Source organism: Agrobacterium sp. CG674 (assembly GCF_053521645.1).
The window spans coordinates 24,535-43,749 of the sequence record NZ_JBNWDZ010000009.1; the positions used below are offsets into that span (position 1 = coordinate 24,535).

Below are 19,215 nucleotides of genomic sequence, written 5' to 3' on the forward strand. Positions count from 1 at the left end.
CCATGGCCCTCGCTCAGTTCAACACCATCTGTGGAGAGGTGACGATCCGTCACCTCTCCAAGACCTTCACCCTAAACGGACAGCCGCTGCCGATCCTGAAAGACCTGAACCTTACCATCCGCTCCGGCGAAAGCCTCGCCATCGTCGGTGCCAGCGGCTCCGGCAAGACGACGCTCCTGCGCATTCTCGCGGGGCTTGAGGAGGCTGACAGCGGCGACGTACTGATCGATGGTCGCCGCGTCCGCGGCGTCGGAACCGAGCGGGCCGTCATCTTCCAAGAGCCCCGTCTTCTCCCGTGGCTGACGGTTATCGACAACATCGCCTTTGGCTTGGAAACCAGGGGCGTTTCCCGCGAGGAATCGCGCTTTGTCTCCCAGCGCTATGTCGACCTGGTCGGGCTGAAGGGCTTCGAAACCGCCTATCCGCGTCAACTCTCAGGCGGAATGGCGCAAAGGGTCGGCATCGCTCGGGCTCTCGCCGTCCAGCCGGAGATACTACTGCTCGACGAACCACTGGGTGCGCTTGATGCCATGACCAAGATCAGCATGCAGCAAGAACTGGCGCGGATCTGGAAGGAGGAGGACGTGACGACGGTGCTCGTGACCCACGATCTCGAAGAAGCTATTTTCCTTGCCGACCGCATTCTGATCCTTCCGCGAGAAAAGGGCGGTGAACCTCTGCTGATCAACATTGATTTGCCCCGGCCTCGCGATCGTAGCGCTTCAAGTTTCGTGCGACAGCGGGAGGAACTGCTCGGGTTGTTTGGATTGCATTGAACTGGGGTAGCAGCAAAAGAGTTATGCGCAGCGCCGACTGCGCTTTCCTTGATTTGGCTCGCGGTATGCGAAGCGAGCCTCCACATTGTGGCGGCTATTCCTACACGGCGCCTATAACCAGAACTTCGCTTGCCGCCCCAAAGTAACCGCTCTCGACCGGCTAAGTCTTTGGTCGCCTTGCAATCCTTCACCAAGGGAAACTGAGCCGACGGTTCGAATTGGTTCAAGACCTTGGATGTCGCAGATTTGTCTGGAGTTGTTTGCGAACACCGCCCCTCCCTTGCAATAAAAAGGGGAAGGCCGGTCATGTGGTCTGTAATTCTTTAAAATATCTGCAAGGTAAACGATGAGTGACACGAAGCCAGATATAGAAAGGATCAACTGCAGGGTCGTTTATGAAAATAGGTGGATGAAGGTCAGGGAAGACGGCATCCGACGGAGCGATGGCAGTTCCGCAATTTACGGCTTCGTCGATAAGCCCGACTTTGCCGTTATCATGCCTTTTGACGGAGAAAGTCGGCAAGCTTATCATCAAGATCGCTGATCGACTTTGACAGGGGTTGCCACCTCAGGCCCTTTTGAATTTTTCGAACGAGGCTGCGTATGGAGTATTCTTGGCGAGGTGCCGGTTGAAATCTGCCGCCCAGTCATCCCACCAAGCCGGACCGCGTGCTCCAAGGGCGACCTTGGTGGCGTCTACTCTCTTTCGCGCTTCGAAAATTTCTGGCGAGCTGGCTGATGCGTGGCGAACTGCCCGGCGTGCGGCTATTAAATCCTTGATCAGTTTGGCGCGAGTGAGCTTATCACGTGCAGGATTAGGACGCCTGCCGATAGGCCCAGCTTGAATGTCCTCTTAAATGCATCTGATCGTCAGCACAGGAAAATTATTTTGCTCCTGTCACCAGGCGCGAGTCCAAATCTTACTCACTGATTCAATTTGCGAATCTCTCGAATTGCTAAAGATAGAGGACTGCGTTCCTAATTTGGCGCCTCTTGACTCTTATTGCGCGCAGGAACAGAACGTGAACTTCAACATTGAAAGCGGCATGAAGTCGTTCCCCTAAACCACACGAGCCGGAAGGATTGCGTGAACGATGGCTGCTGCGCGCGAGCATGTCATAGCCGATCTGCGTGATCGCATCTCCTTACTGCAAGGCGTGGTCGCGAAGCAGTCGGAATGTCTTCCGTTCGGGGTGAGCGCGATCGACGCGGTGCTTCCAGGCGGCGGTCTCACCAGAGGTGCGGTTCACGAATTCGCTGGCGGGGGCGCCGGAACCGTAGATGGCGCGGCAGCGGCCCTGTTCGTGGCAGGCGTTGCCGCCCGCACCAAAGGCAAGATCGTCTGGTGTCTGACACGGCCAGATTTGTTCTTTCCTGCACTCGCGCAAGCAGGTCTCAACGCTAACCGGGTGATCTTCGTGGAAAGCGATCGCGAGGAGGATGTTCTCGCCTCTATGGAGGAGGCGCTGTCCTTCGGTGGTCTAGGCGCTGTCGTCGGCGAGGTCGTGCGGCTGCCGATGTTGGCGAGCCGGCGGCTTCAGCTTGCGGCGGAAAAAAAGGGAAGCCTGGCGCTTGTTGTCCGCAGGTGGCGACGACAGACGGAAGCCAATGATTTTGGGCAGCCGACGGCGTCGACCACCCGGTGGAGGGTGAGTGTGCTGCCGTCGCAGGACTTACCCGTGCCTGGTGTCGGGCGGGCAAGATGGTTGCTGGAACTAATGCGGTCGCGTGCTGGCGAATGTGCCGAATTTATCGTTGGAGCGTGTGATGACCAGGGTCGTATCGATCTACCTTCCGGATCTGTCGACGGATCGCATACGTCGAGCCGATCCCGGCATTCCGGCTGAACAGGCCATCGCCGTGATCGCTAAATCCGGAGCGAAACGCTGGGTTTCGGCAGCCGATGCTGCAGCGAAAAAGGCAGGCCTGCGTGTTGGCATGCAGGCAGCAAAGGCACAGGCCTTGTTTCAGGGGCTGATGATGATCGATGCCGATCCTAAGGCTGACGCCGACGCGCTGGAGCGCATTACCTTCTGGGCACTGAGCCAATACTCTCCGATCGTCGCAGTCGATGCGCCAGATGGCATCGTCATGGACACAGATGGTGCCGACCATCTCCGGGGCGGAGAGCTTGCCATGTTGACGGGGATTGCCAATCGCTTTCGGGGCAGGGGGCTGACCGCCCGTGTCGCCATTGCCGATACATGGGGTGCCGCTCATGCCTGCGCACGTGCCATCACCAGAGAGACGGTGATCGTACCGCGCGGCGAAACCGTAAAAGCGGTCGAGCGATTGCCGATTTCCCTGCTGCGTCTGCCTGAAAAGATGACCGGCGATCTGAGAACGCTCGGCTTTCGAACCATTAGTGAGCTTTCTGCGACGCCGCGGGCACCGTTGACACTGCGCTTCGGACCAGAAATCGCACGCCGCCTCGACCAGATCTTCGGCCGCATCGGCGAACCCATAGACCCCATTCGCACGCCCGAACGGATCGAAGTCAGCCGCATTTTCCAGGAGCCGATCGGGGCAGCCGAAACGATCGACAAATATGTTGGTCGCCTGGTCACCGAACTCTGCAATCAACTCCAGAAAAAGGGCCTGGGTGTTCGCCGCGTCGATCTTATTGTTCATAAGGTCGACAACACGACCCAGGCACTGCGCGCAGGAACAGCAAAGGCCGCCCGCGATGTCTCATGGTTGACGAAGTTGTTTCGCGACAGGACCGAGAAGATTGATCCGGGTTTCGGGATCGAGAAGCTTACCCTTGCGGCCATCATGGTCGAGCCGCTTGAAGAGACACAGAGGGCGTCTTCGCTTGTCGAAGACGAGATCGCGGACATCACCCCGCTCATCGACATCTTCGGCAACCGTGGACAGCGTGTCTATCGTCTTGCACCCGTTGCCTCCGACGTTCCCGAGCGCAGCGTTCAGCGTATTGCGCCTGTTGCAGATGACATTGTCGTTTCCTGGTCCCATCACTGGCCGCGTCCGGTGCGACTGCTCGCTCGTCCCGAACTGGTCGAGGTTATCGCGTTGATGCCCGACCACCCTCCCGTTTCCGTCACATGGCGTGGCAAGCGCCGCAAGGTGAAACGCGCCGATGGCCCGGAGCGGATATTCGGCGAGTGGTGGCAGCGAACATCCGAGTGGGCCGCAGTGCGGGACTATTTCATGATCGAGGACGAAGCAGGCGAACGTCTCTGGGTTTTTCGGGCAGGCGACGGCGTGGATAGCGAAACCGGGTCGCACAAATGGTTCGTCCAGGGAATATTCGCATGAGATACGCCGAGCTTCAGGTCACCACCCATTTCTCGTTTTTGCGCGGTGCCAGTAGCGCGACCGAACTCTTCGAGACCGCCAAAAGCCTCGACATCGATGCCATCGGTGTCACCGACCGCAATTCACTTGCGGGCATCATCCGGGCACTGGAAGCGTCGCGCGCGACAGGTCTGAGGCTCGTCGTCGGTTGCCGATTGGATTTACAGGATGGCATGTCGATCCTGGTCTATCCGACGGACCGCGCCGCTTATTCACGTCTGACCCGGCTGATCACGCTCGGCAAGGGGCGAGGCGGCAAGAACAACTGCATCCTCCATTGGGACGACGTGATGACCTACGCCGATGGCATGATCGGCATCCTCATACCCGATCTCGCCGACGACACATGTGCCTTTCAGCTCAGGAAGACGGCGGAGGTGTTCGGCAATCGCGCCTATGTTTCCCTTTGCCTGCGCCGCAGACCAAATGATCAGCTTCGGCTACACGATCTTTCCAACATGGCCACGCGCCACAAGGTCAAAACCGTCGTCACCAACGACGTGCTGTTTCATGAACCCGGACGGCGGCAGCTTCAGGACATCGTCACTTGCATTCGTACCAAATCGACCATCGACGACGTCGGCTTCGAGCGCGAACGTCATGCCGACAGATATCTCAAGCCGCCAGAAGAAATGGAACGCCTGTTTCCGCGCTATCCCGAAGCATTGCGGCGGACGATGGAGATTGTCGATCAGTGCAAGTTTTCACTCGAGGAATTGACCTATCAGTACCCTGAGGAAGCAATCGTTCCAGGAAAGACCGCACAGGAGTCTCTCGAACACTATGTCTGGGAATGTGTACCAGACCGATACCCGGAAGGTATGCCGCCAGAGGTTTTGGCTACGGTCCGGCATGAACTCGACCTGATCCAGAAGATGAAATATGCGCCGTATTTTCTGACGGTGTTTTCCATCGTTCAGTTCGCGCGCTCGCAGGGAATCCTCTGCCAGGGGCGAGGATCGGCTGCGAACTCTGCCGTCTGTTATATTCTCGGTGTCACCAGCATCGACCCTTCAACGAATGACCTTTTGTTCGAGCGCTTCATCAGCCAGGAGCGTGACGAACCGCCGGATATCGATGTCGATTTCGAGCACGAACGGCGAGAGGAGGTCATTCAATGGATTTACAAGACCTATACCCGCGAGAAGGCGGCACTGTGTGCGACCGTCAGCCGTTACCGTGCCAAGGGTGCCATTCGCGACGTCGGCAAGGTGCTTGGCCTGCCTGAGGATGTGATCAAGGCGTTGTCTTCAGGCATGTGGTCCTGGTCGGAAGAAGTCAGTGACCGCAATGTGAAGGAATTAAACCTCAATCCGGATGACCGTAGGCTGAAACTGACGCTGCAGCTTGCACAGCAACTGATGGGCGCACCACGTCATTTGGGCCAGCATCCCGGCGGGTTCGTGCTGACCCACGACCGCCTCGATGACCTCGTTCCGATCGAGCCTGCCACCATGGAAGACCGACAGATCATCGAATGGGACAAGGATGACGTGGAGGCGCTCAAGTTCATGAAGGTCGACGTCCTGGCGCTGGGCATGCTGACCTGCATGTCCAAAGCATTCGACCTGATCCGTGAGCATAAGGACGATGATCTGGATCTCGCAAAGATCACCCAGGAGGATCCGGCAACCTACGCGATGATCCGCAAAGCCGACACCCTCGGCACATTTCAGATTGAATCCAGAGCCCAGATGGCGATGTTGCCGCGCCTGAAGCCTCGGACATTTTATGATCTCGTCGTCCAGGTAGCGATTGTGCGCCCCGGTCCTATCCAGGGAGACATGGTCCATCCCTATCTGCGCCGTCGCGAGGGCAAGGAAAAGGTCGAATATCCGACACCGGAACTAGAAGCCGTGCTGGGCAAAACATTGGGCGTGCCATTGTTTCAGGAAAGTGCCATGCGCGTCGCCATGGTCTGTGCAGGTTTTACTGGGGGAGAGGCTGATCAACTTCGAAAAAGCATGGCGACTTTCAAATTTACGGGCGGTGTCAGCAGGTTTAAGGAGAAGCTGGTCTCCGGCATGGTGCGAAATGGCTATACCGCTGAATTTGCCGAGAAGACGTTTTCGCAGCTCGAAGGCTTTGGATCCTATGGTTTCCCTGAGTCCCATGCTGCATCATTCGCGCTGATAGCCTATGCCTCGAATTACATAAAGTGTCATTTTCCGGATGTATTCTGCGCGGCACTCCTGAATTCACAGCCGATGGGTTTCTATGCCCCAGCGCAGATCGTTGGCGATGCCCGCGTCCACGCCGTCGAGATCCGGCCTGTCTGCATCAACCGATCCCGCTGGGACTGCACGCTGGAGCCGATTAGTGATACCGGTCGGCATGCCGTGCGCTTGGGAATGCGGCTGGTGAAGGGATTGGCAGCGTCAGACGCGGCCCGGATCGTTGCCGCGCGCATGGATGATGGTTTTAGTTCAGTCGATGATATGTGGCGTCGGTCCGGTGTTCCTGCTGCTTCCCTGGTCGAGCTTGCAGAGGCCGACGCCTTCCGGCCATCCCTTCTACTCGAACGCCGCGATGCACTATGGTCGATCAAAGCGCTGCGCGACGAGCCATTACCGCTGTTTGCAGCCGCCGCCGACAGGGAGCAGAAATCGATCGCCGAGCAGGCGGAGCCTGAAGTCGATCTCAGGCAGATGACTGAAGGCCATAACGTTGTAGCGGACTACGGAAACGTCGGCCTGACACTGCGCGAACATCCAATGGCATTCCTACGGGAGAGCTTGACCAAGCGCAGCATGATGACGTGTGACGACGCGATGTCGGCGCGTGACGGTCGGTGGGTCTACACCGCAGGTCTCGTTCTGGTTCGACAAAAGCCGGGAAGCGCGAAAGGCGTGATGTTCATCACTATCGAGGACGAGACAGGTCCTGCGAATGTCGTCGTCTGGCCGAGTCTCTTTGAGAAGCGGCGCCGGGTTGTACTCGGATCAAGCATGATGGCCATCAACGGACGGATCCAGCGGGAAGGGGAGGTCGTGCACCTGGTCGCCCAGCAGCTATTCGACCTTTCTGCGGACCTCTCTGGTCTCGCTGACATGGATGTCGTGTTTAAAGCACCATCGGGACGTGGAGACGAGTTCGCTCACGGCTCGGCGGGTGGTGGCGATTCTAGAGATAGACAGAAACCGGTTCCTGAGGCGCGGGACATCTTCGTGCGGGATTTGCACATCGACACGCTGAAGGTGAAAAGCCGGAATTTTCAGTAAATCCATGAAAGAGCGACGCCGGCTTGACGATATTTAGCTGTCAGGCTGGTCTCGCGGCCCGCAGGTCAAAGCACGCTAACTTTCTTTGCCTTCGATTTTTCGGTCCTGGCCAACTTCGAAAGTGACCTTGTCACATACTCTCAGCGGCCCACCCTGTTGCGAGGCAGATATGTAAACGAACACGTCCGTTCCACCATTCCCAAGTATAGTCATGCCAAGCCATTGTTATCATTAAAATTTTAGCTGTACCGGTAGGCATAGGAATTTCCTTTAATGTCCTGCGGTCACTTGACCCGGACGCCACCGTTTCGAACAAGCCCCGGCGCTCATCGGCGCTACTGCTGAGCACATTAATAAAGCCCTGGCGCATTTTCTTCCTCTTGGGCACGAGTGTCGCGCGTTATTGTCTCCACCACGGGATACATACAGGCAGGAAGCGCGCGAATGTTGCCGCGCAGATCCTCAACGATTGATGGCTTCTGGGAGTTTGCGCGAGATGACGTACAATACCATCGACGAAAGTTTCGAAATTTGAGAGAGACCGGGCGCCACATTGCTGGCGCTCGATGCGATCTGCGGCATCATTGGGTAGCGCGGCAGATATCATCGAGTTCGGAAAGCATGCCATCAACTCGTCCTTCATTCAGCGAGCATTCGGGGCCCCCTGGAAGAATGGGTTTCAGTTCTGTGTGCAGATTTCTTGTCAGTAAGCGTGGCTTTTGACTTTTGCTCTCGATCAGGCCGGTTGGGCGCTCAGCGATTCATTTCACTTCGATCACGCGCAGATGACGCATAGTCGTACGCCCTGATCTGCCAGCTGGCACGTCCACTGCGGTCTCGATGGGGCATGTCTGACCAAAGACCCCCTCGTGCTGCTCGGCTCGATCGGCATCCGCAACGGCCGGCTCGTTTTCTTCCCCTGTGCGCTAAAACGCCCATTCCTCGCGAAACAAGAAAGCCTCTCCTTTGGCCGTCCTCCACTGCGTTTCGGCCTTTCAGGTGCAGCCCGATCGTCCCCGGTCCTATCGACTGCCATCGAGGCCACGATGGACGCGGCCCGAACAACCGAAAAGGAAAATGACAATGGCAACCATCGGCTCTTTCACCGCTTCCGGCAACGGCTTCTCCGGCACCATCAAGACCCTCAACGTCAACGTCAAGGCAACCATCCGCGCCGTCGAGCGCACTTCCGAAAAGGGCCCGGACTACCGCATCCTCGCGGGAGCCACGGAATTCGGCGCAGCCTGGAAGAAGACCTCGAACGAAGGTCGCGATTACCTCTCCGTCAAGCTCGACGACCCGAGCTTACCGGCTCCGATCTACGCAACGCTGATCGAGGTCGAAGGCGAAGAAGGCCTCTCCCTTATCTGGTCCCGGTCGAACCGGGACTGATACTGGATGCCCCGCCTGCCAAGGTGGGGCTCTCCACGTCAGGGATCACTTGTTCAGTGCATCCTTGAGCGCCTTGGCAGGCGCGAAGGTCAGCTTCTTCGAAGCGGCAACCGTCATCTTCTCTCCCGTTGCAGGATTGCGACCCTCGCGCTCAGGCGATGCCTTCACCTTGAATTTTCCGAAGCCGGGGATCGAGGTTTCGGCGTCGGAGGCTGCGGCATCGGCGATGGCCTGGAACACGGCCTCGACAATGCCTTTGGCCTGAACCTTCGTCAGGCCGTTGTCGGTGGCGATCTTGTCGGCGATTTCATTGGTGGTGGTCATGGGATTCCTCGCATCTTGTTGTCAAAGACAAAATCCGTGCCAGCTTATGATCGAATTGTCATTGGCCACGATAGGGATGATGGTTAGATCCGCTGGATGTCCACAGGTGGTTTCGGCCGATAACCCCGTTTGCGCTTCTCGCGAAGCACGTCGAGGAACAGGTTGATGGCCTGGCTCTCATTGTCAAACAGGTGTTCCATCTGTTGCCCGCGCGTTCCGATCCGCCCCCAGGCGCGCACAAGCGACACTTCGCCAAACAATGTCGGCTGAACGGCAAGTGCGTAGAACCGCGCCATGTTCTTCTCCGGCACGATACGTTCGACATAGAGGTGGTAGGGCTGTGTGATCATAAGAGCAGAATCGCGCGTTCCGATTCCGCCGTCCAATGAGAGTTTTGAATCGAAGGGACATCATCGATTCACAACGTTGATCCGTGCGTCGGTCTCATTCGCACCAACTCCCGCGCGATCCTTGCCACTTCCGAGCCAGGCCTTCGGCGATGAGAATATCGCCGACCGATCGTCGCTCGCGGTAGACGATCCTAAGCTTGCGACCGAAGCGATCTTCATCCCTGGCGGTCGTCTTGAACGAGAGCGGACCGGAATTGAGGATGTCGAGCAGACGCTGTTTCGCCGCAAGACCTCGCTCGCGTTCGCGCTCACATCTCGGCGGGCTGAGCTCCGGCGTATCGATGTCGGCGATCCGGATCTTTTCGCCTCGAAACCAGAACGTATCGCCGTCCACCACGCAGTTAACGCGTTGGCCGCTTCCGCAGATAGAGAAGGCTTCGTTCGCTCTGCTTGCACTGCTTGAAGGCTGGGCTGAGGCAACAGATGCGAGGAAGCCAATGGCTAAGGGGGATAGGCTGGCAATTGCCGTAAAAAGTTTCACTGTCATGTCTCGTCATTGTCTGTATTCGGAGCGGCCTTATAGCTCTTCACACCGTCTGTGGCTTGTTTGTGAAACCGGTTCTCACCGACGGACATGCTCATGTCCTTGCGTCTGAACCAGATGGCGCGACCGCATCTGAGGGGCGGATTGCCTGATGTGAACACGATCTGCTCGTCGGCACGCATGCGCAGCACCTCATGCGGCAGGATCAGTGGCCGGCGGCTGAGCTGCCGGGAACGTGAGCGCGAAGATCCCTTCATCCCAGACGAGCGGTTTGTCTGGTCGACTTCGACCGTCGTATCGCCGCAGCGTTTCGAGATATAGTCGGCCGTATCAGGATCGTTGATCGCAGCAAACGAGATCCACGATGCGGATTCGAACCATTTGCTCGTCGCGTCCCGCCCGCCATAGGCCTCGCGCATCTGGCCGATGGACTGGAAGATCATCGTCAGCGTGATGCCATATTTGCGCCCGGCGTCGCGTGCGGTCTCTAAGATGCGCAGATAGCCGAGCCTGGCGACCTCATCGAGCAGGAAGAGAGCGCGACCTTTCACATCGCCGTTCCGATTGTAGATGGCATTGAGCAGCGATCCGATAACCACACGTGCCAGTCCCGGATGGGCTTCGAGGACTTTTAGATCGAGCGCGATGAAGATGTCTGTCTCGCCTTTGGCGAGATCGCCGGTCGAGAAACTGTCGCCAGAGACGAGCGCGGCATAGTTCGAATAGGAAAGCCAGTGCGTCTCCTTCACCGCATTGGCGTAGACCCCGGAAAACGTCTCCGGCGTCATGTTGACGAAGACCGAGACGTTCTCCTTCACGAAGTGTGACTCCGACTGTTCGTAAATTTCCGTCAAACGTCCCCGCAGCTTGGGCTCCGGCTCCGAGAGATTGGCTCTCACCCGGCGCAACGTCTGGTCTTCCTCGTTCGTGTGACCGGACAGGCAGACGTCGGCGATGAGGGCCGTGAGAAGCTGCATGGCCGACGCGCGGAAGAAGTCGTCGCGCGCAGAGGTCGAGCGGGGATTGTCTGTCATAATCCACGTTGCGACGGCGACGATGTCCTCTTCTTTCGTGCTGCCATGTCGCCCAATCCAGTCGAGCGCGTTGAAGCCGACGCCTGACGCCGAGGGATCGAGAATGATCACCTTGCGGCCAGCCTTGCGGCGATGCTCTGATACCATCGGCGCGACCTCGCTCGACGGATCGAGGACGACAAGACCGCCACCCCACTTGAGCGCGGTCGGGACCGTTACCGACATCGTCTTGAAGCCGCCGGATCCGGCAAAGACGATACCGTGCGAGGAGCCGAACGAACCATCGAAGCATAGGAGCGGGTTCTTGCCCCCCTCGCCCCAGGTCGACGGATCGTCGGCGCGGAACGACACAGCCGCAACGCTATCGCGATCGACGCGATACCGTTCGCCGAGGACGATCCCGCCTGGCTCGGGGAAAAGTTTTGCAGCGTCCTGCACCTTCATCCAGTCGGCCTCGCCATGCACCGCTCGCTTTCCCCCAATCCGGCGTGGTGCGGCTTTGGCAAAGGCTGCGTTACCCTTCGTCGCGACGCGCAGTGCGAAGACGCCGGCGAGGAACGTCGTTGATGCGCCAAGCACCGTTGCGGGGTCCGCATATCCGAGCACGGATTGCCCTTTCGGAACGTTGCCAGATATCTCGGCCAGGCGGACCGCCTCGCGCAGGAGAGCGACCAGGATGGCCACACCATTTCCGCTAACGACGCCCCATCCTGCAGCCTTGATACCCACTGCGCCATTTGCCGCAAACAGGAAGATCGTGCCGATTGCCGCAGCGGTGGCATAGGGTAGCGCGAGGCCAATCCGCCCGAGCATCAGCTTGGCCAGCGCGGTCTTGCCGAGCGCGGCCAGCCAGTGTTCGATCCCCGGCATGAACACCACAACGGCGATCATCATCGCAGCCGGGATGGCAGCGAGGAGCAGTTTATTCACCGTCATGAGCGAACGCCTCCGCGCCTATCACTGTTAGGCGCGATTGCTCGGCATCGTCGCCCTTCAGGCGGCGACTGGCATCGATCAGCAGGCCGAGCAGTAGTGCCCGCTTCTCGTAGCGCAGTCCTGCCTTGACGATCAGGCCACCTAGTTCGATTTTTTCGCGCGTGTCTTTCTTTCGCGCGTCAGTCGTCTTCGTGCGGGCCATCCGTTCAAGCCTCACGACCGCTGCCCGCAGCAGTGCCAGTCTCGATCGTCGTGACCGTCTCGCCTGCGGTCCTGCCGTCACCGGCACTTTTCTTCCCGGTCGAAGCCGCCTTGCCTCCGCGAAGCCGCCCAGTGATCTCTTCGAACGCAGCCTGTAGCTCGATTTCCTCGATCTCGATCTCACCGAGACCGGCCTTCAGCGCGATCCGGCCGATGCGCTCGGCCTCGCGTGTTTCCGCATGTCTCAGTTGATCCTGCAATCTGGCGATTTCTTCCCTGATCTTCGATGGTGGTTTCTTCATTCCGGTCGCATCTCCCTGGAAATCTTGGGCGTCTGTTCCGCTGCAAGATTTCCTCAAAAGCACGTCTGAAGGAATGTGCAGATCTGCACGTCGGCAAAGCCGACACTTTGGAGGATGATCCCGCCGCTCGACGAGAGCGGATCCAAGGGCGCAATTATACGTCGCTGACGCGACGCCTTGCTCAGAGCCCGAAGTGGGGCCGACCATGGCCTGACCGCTCCCGACGAACGACGTTCAAACCGGGAGCTCTACTGCCGTGGCCATCGCCCATTTCTCAGCCAGTATCGTCAGCCGCGGCTCGGGCCGCAGTGCGGTGCTGTCTGCGGCCTACCGGCACTGCGCGAAGATGGAATTTGAGCGCGAGGCCCGCACCATCGACTACACCCGTAAAGAGGGGCTGCTGCATGAGGAATTCCTGCTCCCGGCCGAAGCCCCGAAATGGGTCCGCGCGATGATCGCCGACCGCTCTGTCGCTGGAGCTTCGGAAGCCTTCTGGAACAAGGTCGAGGCCTTCGAGAAGCGTTCCGATGCGCAGCTCGCTCGCGACCTGACCATAGCGCTTCCAGTGGAGCTGTCGTCCGAGCAGAACATCGCCCTGGTGCGGGACTTCGTTGAGACGCATATCCTCGCAAAAGGTATGGTCGCCGACTGGGTTTATCATGACAATCCCGGCAATCCGCATATCCATCTGATGACCACATTGCGTCCGCTGACCGAGGACGGGTTCGGATCGAAGAAGGTGGCGGTCACGGCCAAGGACGGCCAGCCGGTCCGCACGAAGTCCGGGAAAATCCTCTATGAGCTCTGGGCGGGTTCGACCGACGACTTCAACGTCCTGCGCGATGGATGGTTCGAGCGGCTGAACGATCACCTGGCGCTCGGCGGCATCGATCTCCGTATCGACGGCCGTTCCTACGAGAAGCAGGGTATCGACCTCGAACCGACGATCCATCTCGGCGTTGGCGCCAAGGCGATCGAGCGCAAGGCGCAGGAGCAGGGCATCCGGCCAGAGCTTGAGCGCCTCGAATTGAACGAAGAGCGGCGGAGCGAAAACACCCGCCGCATTCTGAACAATCCAGCCATCGTTCTCGACCTGATCACGCGAGAAAAGAGCGTTTTCGACGAGCGCGATGTCGCCAAGGTTCTGCATCGCTATGTTGATGATCCGGCTGTCTTCCAGCAACTGCTGTTGCGCATCATCCAGAACCCCGAGGTACTCAGGCTGCAGCGCGACACGATCGAGTTCGCGACCGGAGAAAGGGTGCCGGCCCTTTATTCGACCGGGGCGATGATCCGCGTTGAGGCGACGATGGTGCGACAGGCTTTGTGGCTGTCGAACCGGGACGGTCAAGCTGTCTCTAAAGCTGCTCTGGACGCGACGTTTCGGCGGCATGAGCGGTTGTCCCAGGAGCAGAAAGCGGCAATCGAGCGGATCGCTTGTCCCGCCCGGATTGCAGCCGTCGTTGGACGCGCCGGCGCCGGCAAGACCACGATGATGAAAGCCGCCCGGGAGGTTTGGGAACTGGCCGGATACCGGGTTGTCGGTGGCGCGCTTGCCGGCAAGGCGGCGGAGGGGCTGGAAAAGGAAGCAGGCATCGAAAGCCGCACGCTGGCATCATGGGAGTTGCGTTGGAACCGTGGTCGTGACGTTCTTGATGACAAAACCGTCTTCGTCATGGACGAGGCCGGCATGGTCGCCTCAAAGCAGATGGCCGGCTTTGTCGATGCCGTTGTCAGGGCAGGTGCCAAGATCGTTCTGGTCGGCGATCCCGAACAACTTCAACCAATCGAAGCGGGGGCTGCCTTCCGCGCCATTGTCGACCGCATCGGTTATGCCGAACTCGAGACGATCTATCGCCAGCGCGAGGACTGGATGCGCAAGGCGTCTCTCGATCTGGCGCGAGGCAACGTGGAAAAGGCGCTGACCGCCTATGATGCCAATGTCAGAATCACGGGAATGCGCCTCAAGGCCGAAGCGGTCGAGCGTCTGATCGGCGACTGGAACCACGATTACGATCAGACGAGGACAACCCTGATCCTCGCGCATCTGCGTCGCGACGTTCGGATGCTGAACATTATGGCCCGCGAAAAACTCGTTGAACGTGGCATTGTCGGTGAGGGCCATGTCTTCAAAACGGCTGACGGTGTCAGGCAGTTCGACGCGGGCGACCAGATCGTCTTCCTGAAGAACGAAGTGTCGCTCGGCGTCAAAAACGGCATGATCGCTCATGTCATTGAGGCCGCACCAAACAGGATCGTTGCTGTCATCGGAGAGGGTGATCAAAGCCGGCATGTAACGGTCGAGCAACGCTTCTACAGCAATCTCGATCATGGTTACGCCACCACGATCCATAAAAGCCAAGGCGCGACCGTCGACCGCGTGAAGGTGTTGGCAGGCCTCTCGCTGGACCGGCATCTGACCTATGTGGCGATGACCCGCCATCGCGAGGATTTGCAGCTCTATTACGGGACACGATCCTTCGCCTTCAATGGGGGGCTGAGCAAAGTTCTTTCCCGGAAGAATGCCAAGGAGACCACGCTCGATTACGAGCGCGGAAAGCTTTACCGCGAGGCGCTGCGGTTTGCGGAGAGCCGCGGGCTCAACATCGTCCAGGTGGCCCGCACGCTCGTGCGCGACCGGCTCGACTGGACGCTACGCCAGAAGACGAAATTGGTCGATCTCGGCAGGCGCCTTGCAGACTTTGCAGAGCGTCTCGGTCTGCACCATCCCTTAAAAACCCAAACGATGAAGGAGGCCGCGCCCATGGTCGCAGGCATCAAGACATTTTCCGGTTCCGTTGCCGAGACGGTGGAGCAAGAGCTCGATAATGATCCAGCCCTCAGACAACAATGGGAAGAGGTCTCGGCCCGTTTTACTTACGTCTTTGCCGATCCCGAGACCGCCTTCCGGGCCATGAACTTCGATGCTGTTTTGGCGGATAAGGAAATGGCCAAACTGGCGCTTCAGACGCTGACGACCGCCCCGGCGTCGATTGGACCGCTCAGGGGCAAGACCGGCATTCTTGCCAGCAAGGCAGACCGGGAGGACCGTCGCGTTGCAGACCTCAATATTCCGGCCCTGAAGCGCGATCTTGAACAGTATCTGAGGATGCGCGAGACCGCCGTGCAGCGGCTGCAGGCGGATGAACAGGTATTGCGTCGGCGCGTGTCGATCGACATTCCGGCATTGTCGCCGGCAGCACATGTGGTGCTGGAGCGCGTGCGTGATGCGATCGACCGCAACGATCTGCCGGCGGCCATGGCATACGCACTGAGCAATCGGGAAACCAAGTTGGAAATTGACGGTTTCAACCAGGCCGTCACCGAACGCTTTGGCGAGCGTACCATGCTCACCAACGCCGCGCGCGAACCCTCCGGAAAGCTCTTCGACAAACTCTCCGAAGGGATGCAGCCCGAGCAGAAGGAGCGGCTTAAGGAAGCCTGGCCGATCATGCGCGCGTCCCAGCAGCTCGCCGCTCACGAGCGCACCGTCCAGACCCTGCGGCAGGCCGAGGATTTGCGTCTCGCCCCGCGCCAGACGCCGGTGATGAAGCAATGAGGCGGCGGCTTCCCCTGTTCTTGGCCTGCGTGGGCGCAGTGATCGTGGGTCTAGCGGCAGTCGCCTATATAGGCGGCTTTCGGTTGAACCTGACACCGAGCGAGCCGCTTGGGCTCTGGCGTATCGTGGCCCTGCAGCGTCCGGTCGAGACCGGCTATCTCGTGTTCATCTGCCCACCGCCGACCGCGTCATTCGAGGAGGCACGCCGCCGCGGCTATGTCAGGCGTGGCCTCTGCCCCGGTGGCTTTGCGCCGTTGATCAAGACAGTCGCGGCACTTCCCGGACAGCATGTCGAAATCGGTGCTGATATCACTGTCGACGGCAGGCCTCTTGCCTCATCGATCGTTCGAACGAGTGATGGCGAGGGCAGGCCGATCACACCGTTCAAAACCGGCCTCGTGCCACTGAGACATCTGTATCTTCACTCATCCTTTGCGAGCTCCTATGATAGTCGGTATTTCGGGCCCGTTCCCGACTCGGGCCTTCTCGGCCTGGCGCGGCCGGTCCTCACGTTCGAACCGTAAGTGGCAGCGATCCTACCTGCTCATCGCCGTATCCGTCGCGTGCGGCTGGACTGCCTGGAGCGGCCATGTCCTGACCCTTCCGGTCGCGGTGCTGTTCCCAGCGCTCTGGGCGATGTCGCCGTCGCGGCTGACGGCGTTGCTCGTGTCGGCCGGATATTTTTTAGGCGCCTCGCGTGGGCTGCCGCAGGGTGTCGCCAACTTCTATGCCGCCGATCTCTGGCCCGGCCTTCTGCTGTGGGCAGCTGCTTCGCTCTCTTTCGCCTGCGTGCATGCAACGCTCTGGAAGGCGCAACCGGAAGGGAAATCTCCGGGAGAAGGTCGAACGGGATTGACAACGGCGGGGCGCTATCTGGCGGCGGCGATGCTCATGGGACTGCCGCCCCTCGGCATAACCGGCTGGGCACATCCGCTCACCGCTACTGGTGTGCTTTTTCCGGGATGGGGATGGTGGGGGCTGGTCGCGATGACAGCAGGCCTCGCGATGATGACATCGCGTTATTGGCCGGCTACCGCCATCGTCCTGGGAGGATTGTGGCTCTGGTCCACTGCCACGTGGACATCACCTGAACTACCCGAGGGATGGAAGGGCGTAGACCTCGAACTGGGCGAGATCCTCGGACGAGACGGCTCGCTCGACTATCACCATGGCCTGATCGCAACGGTGCGCGCGGCGGTATCAGTGAAAACCCGGCTCATCGTTCTTCCCGAAAGTGCACTGGGCTTCTGGACGCCGACCGTGGCAAAGCTCTGGAGTCAAAGCTTGCGAGGCTCGGAGCTCACTGTGATCGCCGGGGCGGCCGTCATTAATCCGGGCGGCTATGACAATGTCATGGTGGAGATTTCGGCTGACGAAGCACGAATTCTCTACCGCGAACGAATGCCGGTCCCGGTGTCCATGTGGCAGCCATGGCGGGCATGGACCGGGCAGGGCGGTGGAGCTCGCGCCGACCTCTTCGGCAATCCAGTCATGGGGATCGGCGGTCAGAAGCTCGCCGTGCTGATCTGCTACGAACAACTTCCCCTCTGGCCGGTCTTGCACTCGATGCTGCATTCCCCCACCGCAATCGTCGCCCCAGGCAACGGATGGTGGACCGCGGGAACGTCGATCGTCGCCATTCAGAACGCGAGCGTGGTCGCCTGGGCAAAGCTGTTCGGACTGCCCGTCGTCGCGGCTTTCAATAGATAAGGAGATGTTCGCGATGGTCGATGCCGCTCTCATCAAGGAATGCAGCGATCCCGGCCTGAAGCCGGCGATCGTACAGCAGTTCATCGAGCGGGCAGGGGCACCGGACCCGCTTGCGGTCACGGTCAGCTTTGGGAACCGGGTGGTGCCCGTGCCTAGGCCGAATACAGCGGAGGAGGCGTTGGCGCTGATCGGAGACAACCTCGGTCGCAATACCGTTCGCGTCGGGATCACACAATATCCCGCCGGGCTCAGCATTGTGGAGGCGGGCCAGATGAAGCCGGACCTGGTCGATGCTTGCGAGAACATGCGCATGGGCACGGCACTCTTCGCCAAGGTCTATCGGATCGTGACCAAATGGTATGGAAATCCAACGGCCAAGGATGTCCTGCCGCAAGTGTTAGATGATGCGATCATCGCCTGGCAGACAGGAAACTTTGAGGGGATGGCAGTGTTTCGGGCGGAGGATCCCGGTAAGATGAAACTCGCCGATCCAGAATCTGTGGAAAGGGGCGAAATTGAACCGATCATCGATGAGGCTCCGGCCAGTGGCAACGCCGAACGTGCGAAAAAGGACGATGCTCCATCCGATCCGACCAGTGCCGGCATTCGCATCGATCTGTCGGGGATCGGCGCTCGCAAACCATAGGACTGGGCCGGGACCTTACGTGTTCGTCACACCCAGCCTTTCGCTCAACTTCGTCATCAGGTCCATGCGCTCATGGAAAATGCCGACAACCAGCGCGGGCTCGTTGTCGCGCGGCAGACAGAAGACATAGTGGTGCTCGCAATGAGCCATGCGTAGCGTCGGATAGAGCTCGCCCACGTCTCTGAACGGTGGCTGCCCCGAGGCGAGCCGGGAAAAATCTTGCTCCAGCCTAGTAATGTAGCGGCGAACCTGCGCCTCGCTCCATTGTTTGCGCGTATAGCGAATGATTTCGCGCAGGCCGGTTTCCGCGCAATTCGCCAGGAATATAGGTTGTGGTCAACCGCGGCTATTCTTAGCCAGTTCCTCGTCAAGAACCTCGCTTACGCTACGGGTGGACACTTTTCCTGCCAGACTTTCACAGATGCGATCGCTCAGCAGCGACTTCAACTGCTGCCATGCCACTTCACCACATGCCACTTCACCATCCGCGTCTCCGGGAAAAAGGCGTGCGAGCGCATATTGCTTGATCGTCTTTCCCTGTAAAGCGGCAGTTGCCTTCAGATTTTGATGCTGCTGGTCGGTAATGTCGATTGTCAGTCGGCTCATACAACAAGCTCCGGATATTGTCACAAACCCACATTAACACAAATGTTGGTCAACTACCACTTGGCTTTGAAGGCTCCTCTCGGGCGATCGAAATAATCCGCGACCGTTCGCGTTTCACCAGCCGGCGAAGCCAGCAAAAATCTGTTTGCGACAGTTAGGCCCAGCGGCATGGTATGTTTTTTCAACCGAAGTCGATGTCGGACCTTGAGTAGCATCGGAGCTAGACGATCTACGAAAGCTATCTGATATCGTGGCGCTCTGGCAGCCAGGGCCGGTCAGCCGCGAAGGCGTCGACA

Annotated in this window: 17 protein-coding genes and 1 pseudogene; 9 read left to right on the forward strand and 9 right to left on the reverse strand. The window is 59.1% G+C overall.

The genetic code is table 11. The features are described 5' to 3' along the window. Window positions 1–2 precede the first annotated feature (2 nt). The 4 genes from ACQZ51_RS20005 to ACQZ51_RS20020 all read left to right on the forward strand — a co-directional run bounded on the left by ACQZ51_RS20005 (window position 3) and on the right by ACQZ51_RS20020 (window position 7,315). Window positions 3–776: an ABC transporter ATP-binding protein gene (locus ACQZ51_RS20005; RefSeq protein ID WP_448779907.1), complete on the forward strand. Its 774-nt coding sequence runs from the start codon at window positions 3–5 to the stop codon at window positions 774–776. Between the two features lie 1,094 nt (window positions 777–1,870). After that, the gene (locus ACQZ51_RS20010) at window positions 1,871–2,623 is read left to right on the forward strand and encodes an ImuA family protein (RefSeq protein ID WP_448779909.1); all 753 of its coding nucleotides are present in this window, start codon (window positions 1,871–1,873) and stop codon (window positions 2,621–2,623) included. Then, complete coding sequence (locus ACQZ51_RS20015) at window positions 2,544–4,055, forward strand: Y-family DNA polymerase (protein WP_448779911.1); 1,512 nt, start codon at window positions 2,544–2,546, stop codon at window positions 4,053–4,055. The genes ACQZ51_RS20010 and ACQZ51_RS20015 overlap by 80 nt, the downstream gene beginning before the upstream one ends. Then, window positions 4,052–7,315 (forward strand): error-prone DNA polymerase, encoded by a 3,264-nt coding sequence (locus ACQZ51_RS20020; protein WP_448779913.1) that lies wholly within the window; start codon window positions 4,052–4,054, stop codon window positions 7,313–7,315. The genes ACQZ51_RS20015 and ACQZ51_RS20020 overlap by 4 nt, the downstream gene beginning before the upstream one ends. Window positions 7,316–7,390: 75 nt before the next feature. Here ACQZ51_RS20020 and ACQZ51_RS20025 read toward each other — a convergent pair. Further along, window positions 7,391–7,574, reverse strand: a pseudogene (locus tag ACQZ51_RS20025) (cold-shock protein). A gap of 824 nt (window positions 7,575–8,398) precedes the next feature. On the opposite strand from ACQZ51_RS20025, the gene ACQZ51_RS20030 reads away from it, so the two are divergent. Further along, a complete protein-coding gene (locus ACQZ51_RS20030; protein ID WP_448780114.1) occupies window positions 8,399–8,707 on the forward strand; it encodes a DUF736 domain-containing protein in 309 nt (102 codons plus the stop codon). A 45-nt stretch (window positions 8,708–8,752) separates the two neighbouring features. Here ACQZ51_RS20030 and ACQZ51_RS20035 read toward each other — a convergent pair whose 3' ends face one another. The 6 genes from ACQZ51_RS20035 to traC form a co-directional block, all read right to left on the reverse strand. Further along, on the reverse strand, window positions 8,753–9,031 hold the full coding sequence (locus ACQZ51_RS20035; protein WP_192067993.1) for an HU family DNA-binding protein: 279 nt from the start codon (window positions 9,029–9,031) through the stop codon (window positions 8,753–8,755). Between the two features lie 83 nt (window positions 9,032–9,114). After that, window positions 9,115–9,381: a WGR domain-containing protein gene (locus ACQZ51_RS20040; protein ID WP_448779915.1), complete on the reverse strand. Its 267-nt coding sequence runs from the start codon at window positions 9,379–9,381 to the stop codon at window positions 9,115–9,117. A gap of 94 nt (window positions 9,382–9,475) precedes the next feature. Further along, window positions 9,476–9,928 carry a thermonuclease family protein gene (locus ACQZ51_RS20045; RefSeq protein WP_448779917.1) on the reverse strand — a complete coding sequence of 151 codons (453 nt, stop codon included), beginning with the start codon at window positions 9,926–9,928 and terminating at the stop codon, window positions 9,476–9,478. Then, on the reverse strand, window positions 9,925–11,895 hold the full coding sequence (gene traG / locus ACQZ51_RS20050) for a Ti-type conjugative transfer system protein TraG (RefSeq protein WP_448779919.1): 1,971 nt from the start codon (window positions 11,893–11,895) through the stop codon (window positions 9,925–9,927). The genes ACQZ51_RS20045 and traG overlap by 4 nt, the downstream gene beginning before the upstream one ends. Further along, on the reverse strand, window positions 11,882–12,097 hold the full coding sequence (traD, locus tag ACQZ51_RS20055; protein ID WP_448779921.1) for a type IV conjugative transfer system coupling protein TraD: 216 nt from the start codon (window positions 12,095–12,097) through the stop codon (window positions 11,882–11,884). Before traD ends, traG begins: the two co-directional genes overlap by 14 nt. A gap of 4 nt (window positions 12,098–12,101) precedes the next feature. Continuing rightward, window positions 12,102–12,398, reverse strand: a complete 297-nt coding sequence (traC, locus tag ACQZ51_RS20060; protein WP_448779923.1) for a conjugal transfer protein TraC — start codon at window positions 12,396–12,398, stop codon at window positions 12,102–12,104. Window positions 12,399–12,654: 256 nt separating this feature from the next. Between traC and traA the strand changes: the two genes are divergently transcribed. Genes traA through ACQZ51_RS20080 form a run of 4 tightly spaced genes read left to right on the forward strand, consistent with a single transcriptional unit; the run spans window position 12,655 to window position 18,313 of the window. Next, complete coding sequence (traA, locus tag ACQZ51_RS20065) at window positions 12,655–15,957, forward strand: Ti-type conjugative transfer relaxase TraA (protein WP_448779925.1); 3,303 nt, start codon at window positions 12,655–12,657, stop codon at window positions 15,955–15,957. Next, on the forward strand, window positions 15,954–16,481 hold the full coding sequence (gene traF / locus ACQZ51_RS20070) for a conjugative transfer signal peptidase TraF (RefSeq protein WP_448779927.1): 528 nt from the start codon (window positions 15,954–15,956) through the stop codon (window positions 16,479–16,481). The genes traA and traF overlap by 4 nt, the downstream gene beginning before the upstream one ends. Beyond that, on the forward strand, window positions 16,402–17,667 hold the full coding sequence (locus ACQZ51_RS20075; RefSeq protein ID WP_448779929.1) for a conjugal transfer protein TraB: 1,266 nt from the start codon (window positions 16,402–16,404) through the stop codon (window positions 17,665–17,667). The genes traF and ACQZ51_RS20075 overlap by 80 nt, the downstream gene beginning before the upstream one ends. A 13-nt stretch (window positions 17,668–17,680) precedes the next feature. Continuing rightward, window positions 17,681–18,313, forward strand: a complete 633-nt coding sequence (locus tag ACQZ51_RS20080) for a TraH family protein (RefSeq protein ID WP_448779930.1) — start codon at window positions 17,681–17,683, stop codon at window positions 18,311–18,313. 15 nt (window positions 18,314–18,328) lie between these two features. Here ACQZ51_RS20080 and ACQZ51_RS20085 read toward each other — a convergent pair whose 3' ends face one another. Both ACQZ51_RS20085 and ACQZ51_RS20090 read right to left on the reverse strand, forming a co-directional pair. Continuing rightward, window positions 18,329–18,640 (reverse strand): type II toxin-antitoxin system RelE/ParE family toxin, encoded by a 312-nt coding sequence (locus ACQZ51_RS20085; RefSeq protein WP_448780116.1) that lies wholly within the window; start codon window positions 18,638–18,640, stop codon window positions 18,329–18,331. Window positions 18,641–18,649: 9 nt separating this feature from the next. Then, entirely contained in the window at window positions 18,650–18,919 is a 270-nt protein-coding gene (locus ACQZ51_RS20090) for an antitoxin (RefSeq protein ID WP_448779932.1), read from the reverse strand. Between the last annotated feature and the right edge of the window lie 296 nt (window positions 18,920–19,215).

Bases quoted from the DNA above. Each gene is read 5' to 3' on its own strand.
- ACQZ51_RS20005 (WP_448779907.1), top strand. From the start codon at position 3: ATGGCCCTCGCTCAGTTCAACACCATCTGTGGAGAGGTGACGATCCGT.
- ACQZ51_RS20010 (WP_448779909.1), top strand. From the start codon at position 1,871: ATGGCTGCTGCGCGCGAGCATGTCATAGCCGATCTGCGTGATCGCATC.
- ACQZ51_RS20015 (WP_448779911.1), top strand. From the start codon at position 2,544: ATGACCAGGGTCGTATCGATCTACCTTCCGGATCTGTCGACGGATCGC.
- ACQZ51_RS20020 (WP_448779913.1), top strand. From the start codon at position 4,052: ATGAGATACGCCGAGCTTCAGGTCACCACCCATTTCTCGTTTTTGCGC.
- ACQZ51_RS20030 (WP_448780114.1), top strand. From the start codon at position 8,399: ATGGCAACCATCGGCTCTTTCACCGCTTCCGGCAACGGCTTCTCCGGC.
- ACQZ51_RS20035 (WP_192067993.1), bottom strand. From the start codon at position 9,031: ATGACCACCACCAATGAAATCGCCGACAAGATCGCCACCGACAACGGC.
- ACQZ51_RS20040 (WP_448779915.1), bottom strand. From the start codon at position 9,381: ATGATCACACAGCCCTACCACCTCTATGTCGAACGTATCGTGCCGGAG.
- ACQZ51_RS20045 (WP_448779917.1), bottom strand. From the start codon at position 9,928: ATGACAGTGAAACTTTTTACGGCAATTGCCAGCCTATCCCCCTTAGCC.
- traG (WP_448779919.1), bottom strand. From the start codon at position 11,895: ATGACGGTGAATAAACTGCTCCTCGCTGCCATCCCGGCTGCGATGATG.
- traD (WP_448779921.1), bottom strand. From the start codon at position 12,097: ATGGCCCGCACGAAGACGACTGACGCGCGAAAGAAAGACACGCGCGAA.
- traC (WP_448779923.1), bottom strand. From the start codon at position 12,398: ATGAAGAAACCACCATCGAAGATCAGGGAAGAAATCGCCAGATTGCAG.
- traF (WP_448779927.1), top strand. From the start codon at position 15,954: ATGAGGCGGCGGCTTCCCCTGTTCTTGGCCTGCGTGGGCGCAGTGATC.
- ACQZ51_RS20075 (WP_448779929.1), top strand. From the start codon at position 16,402: ATGATAGTCGGTATTTCGGGCCCGTTCCCGACTCGGGCCTTCTCGGCC.
- ACQZ51_RS20080 (WP_448779930.1), top strand. From the start codon at position 17,681: ATGGTCGATGCCGCTCTCATCAAGGAATGCAGCGATCCCGGCCTGAAG.
- ACQZ51_RS20090 (WP_448779932.1), bottom strand. From the start codon at position 18,919: ATGAGCCGACTGACAATCGACATTACCGACCAGCAGCATCAAAATCTG.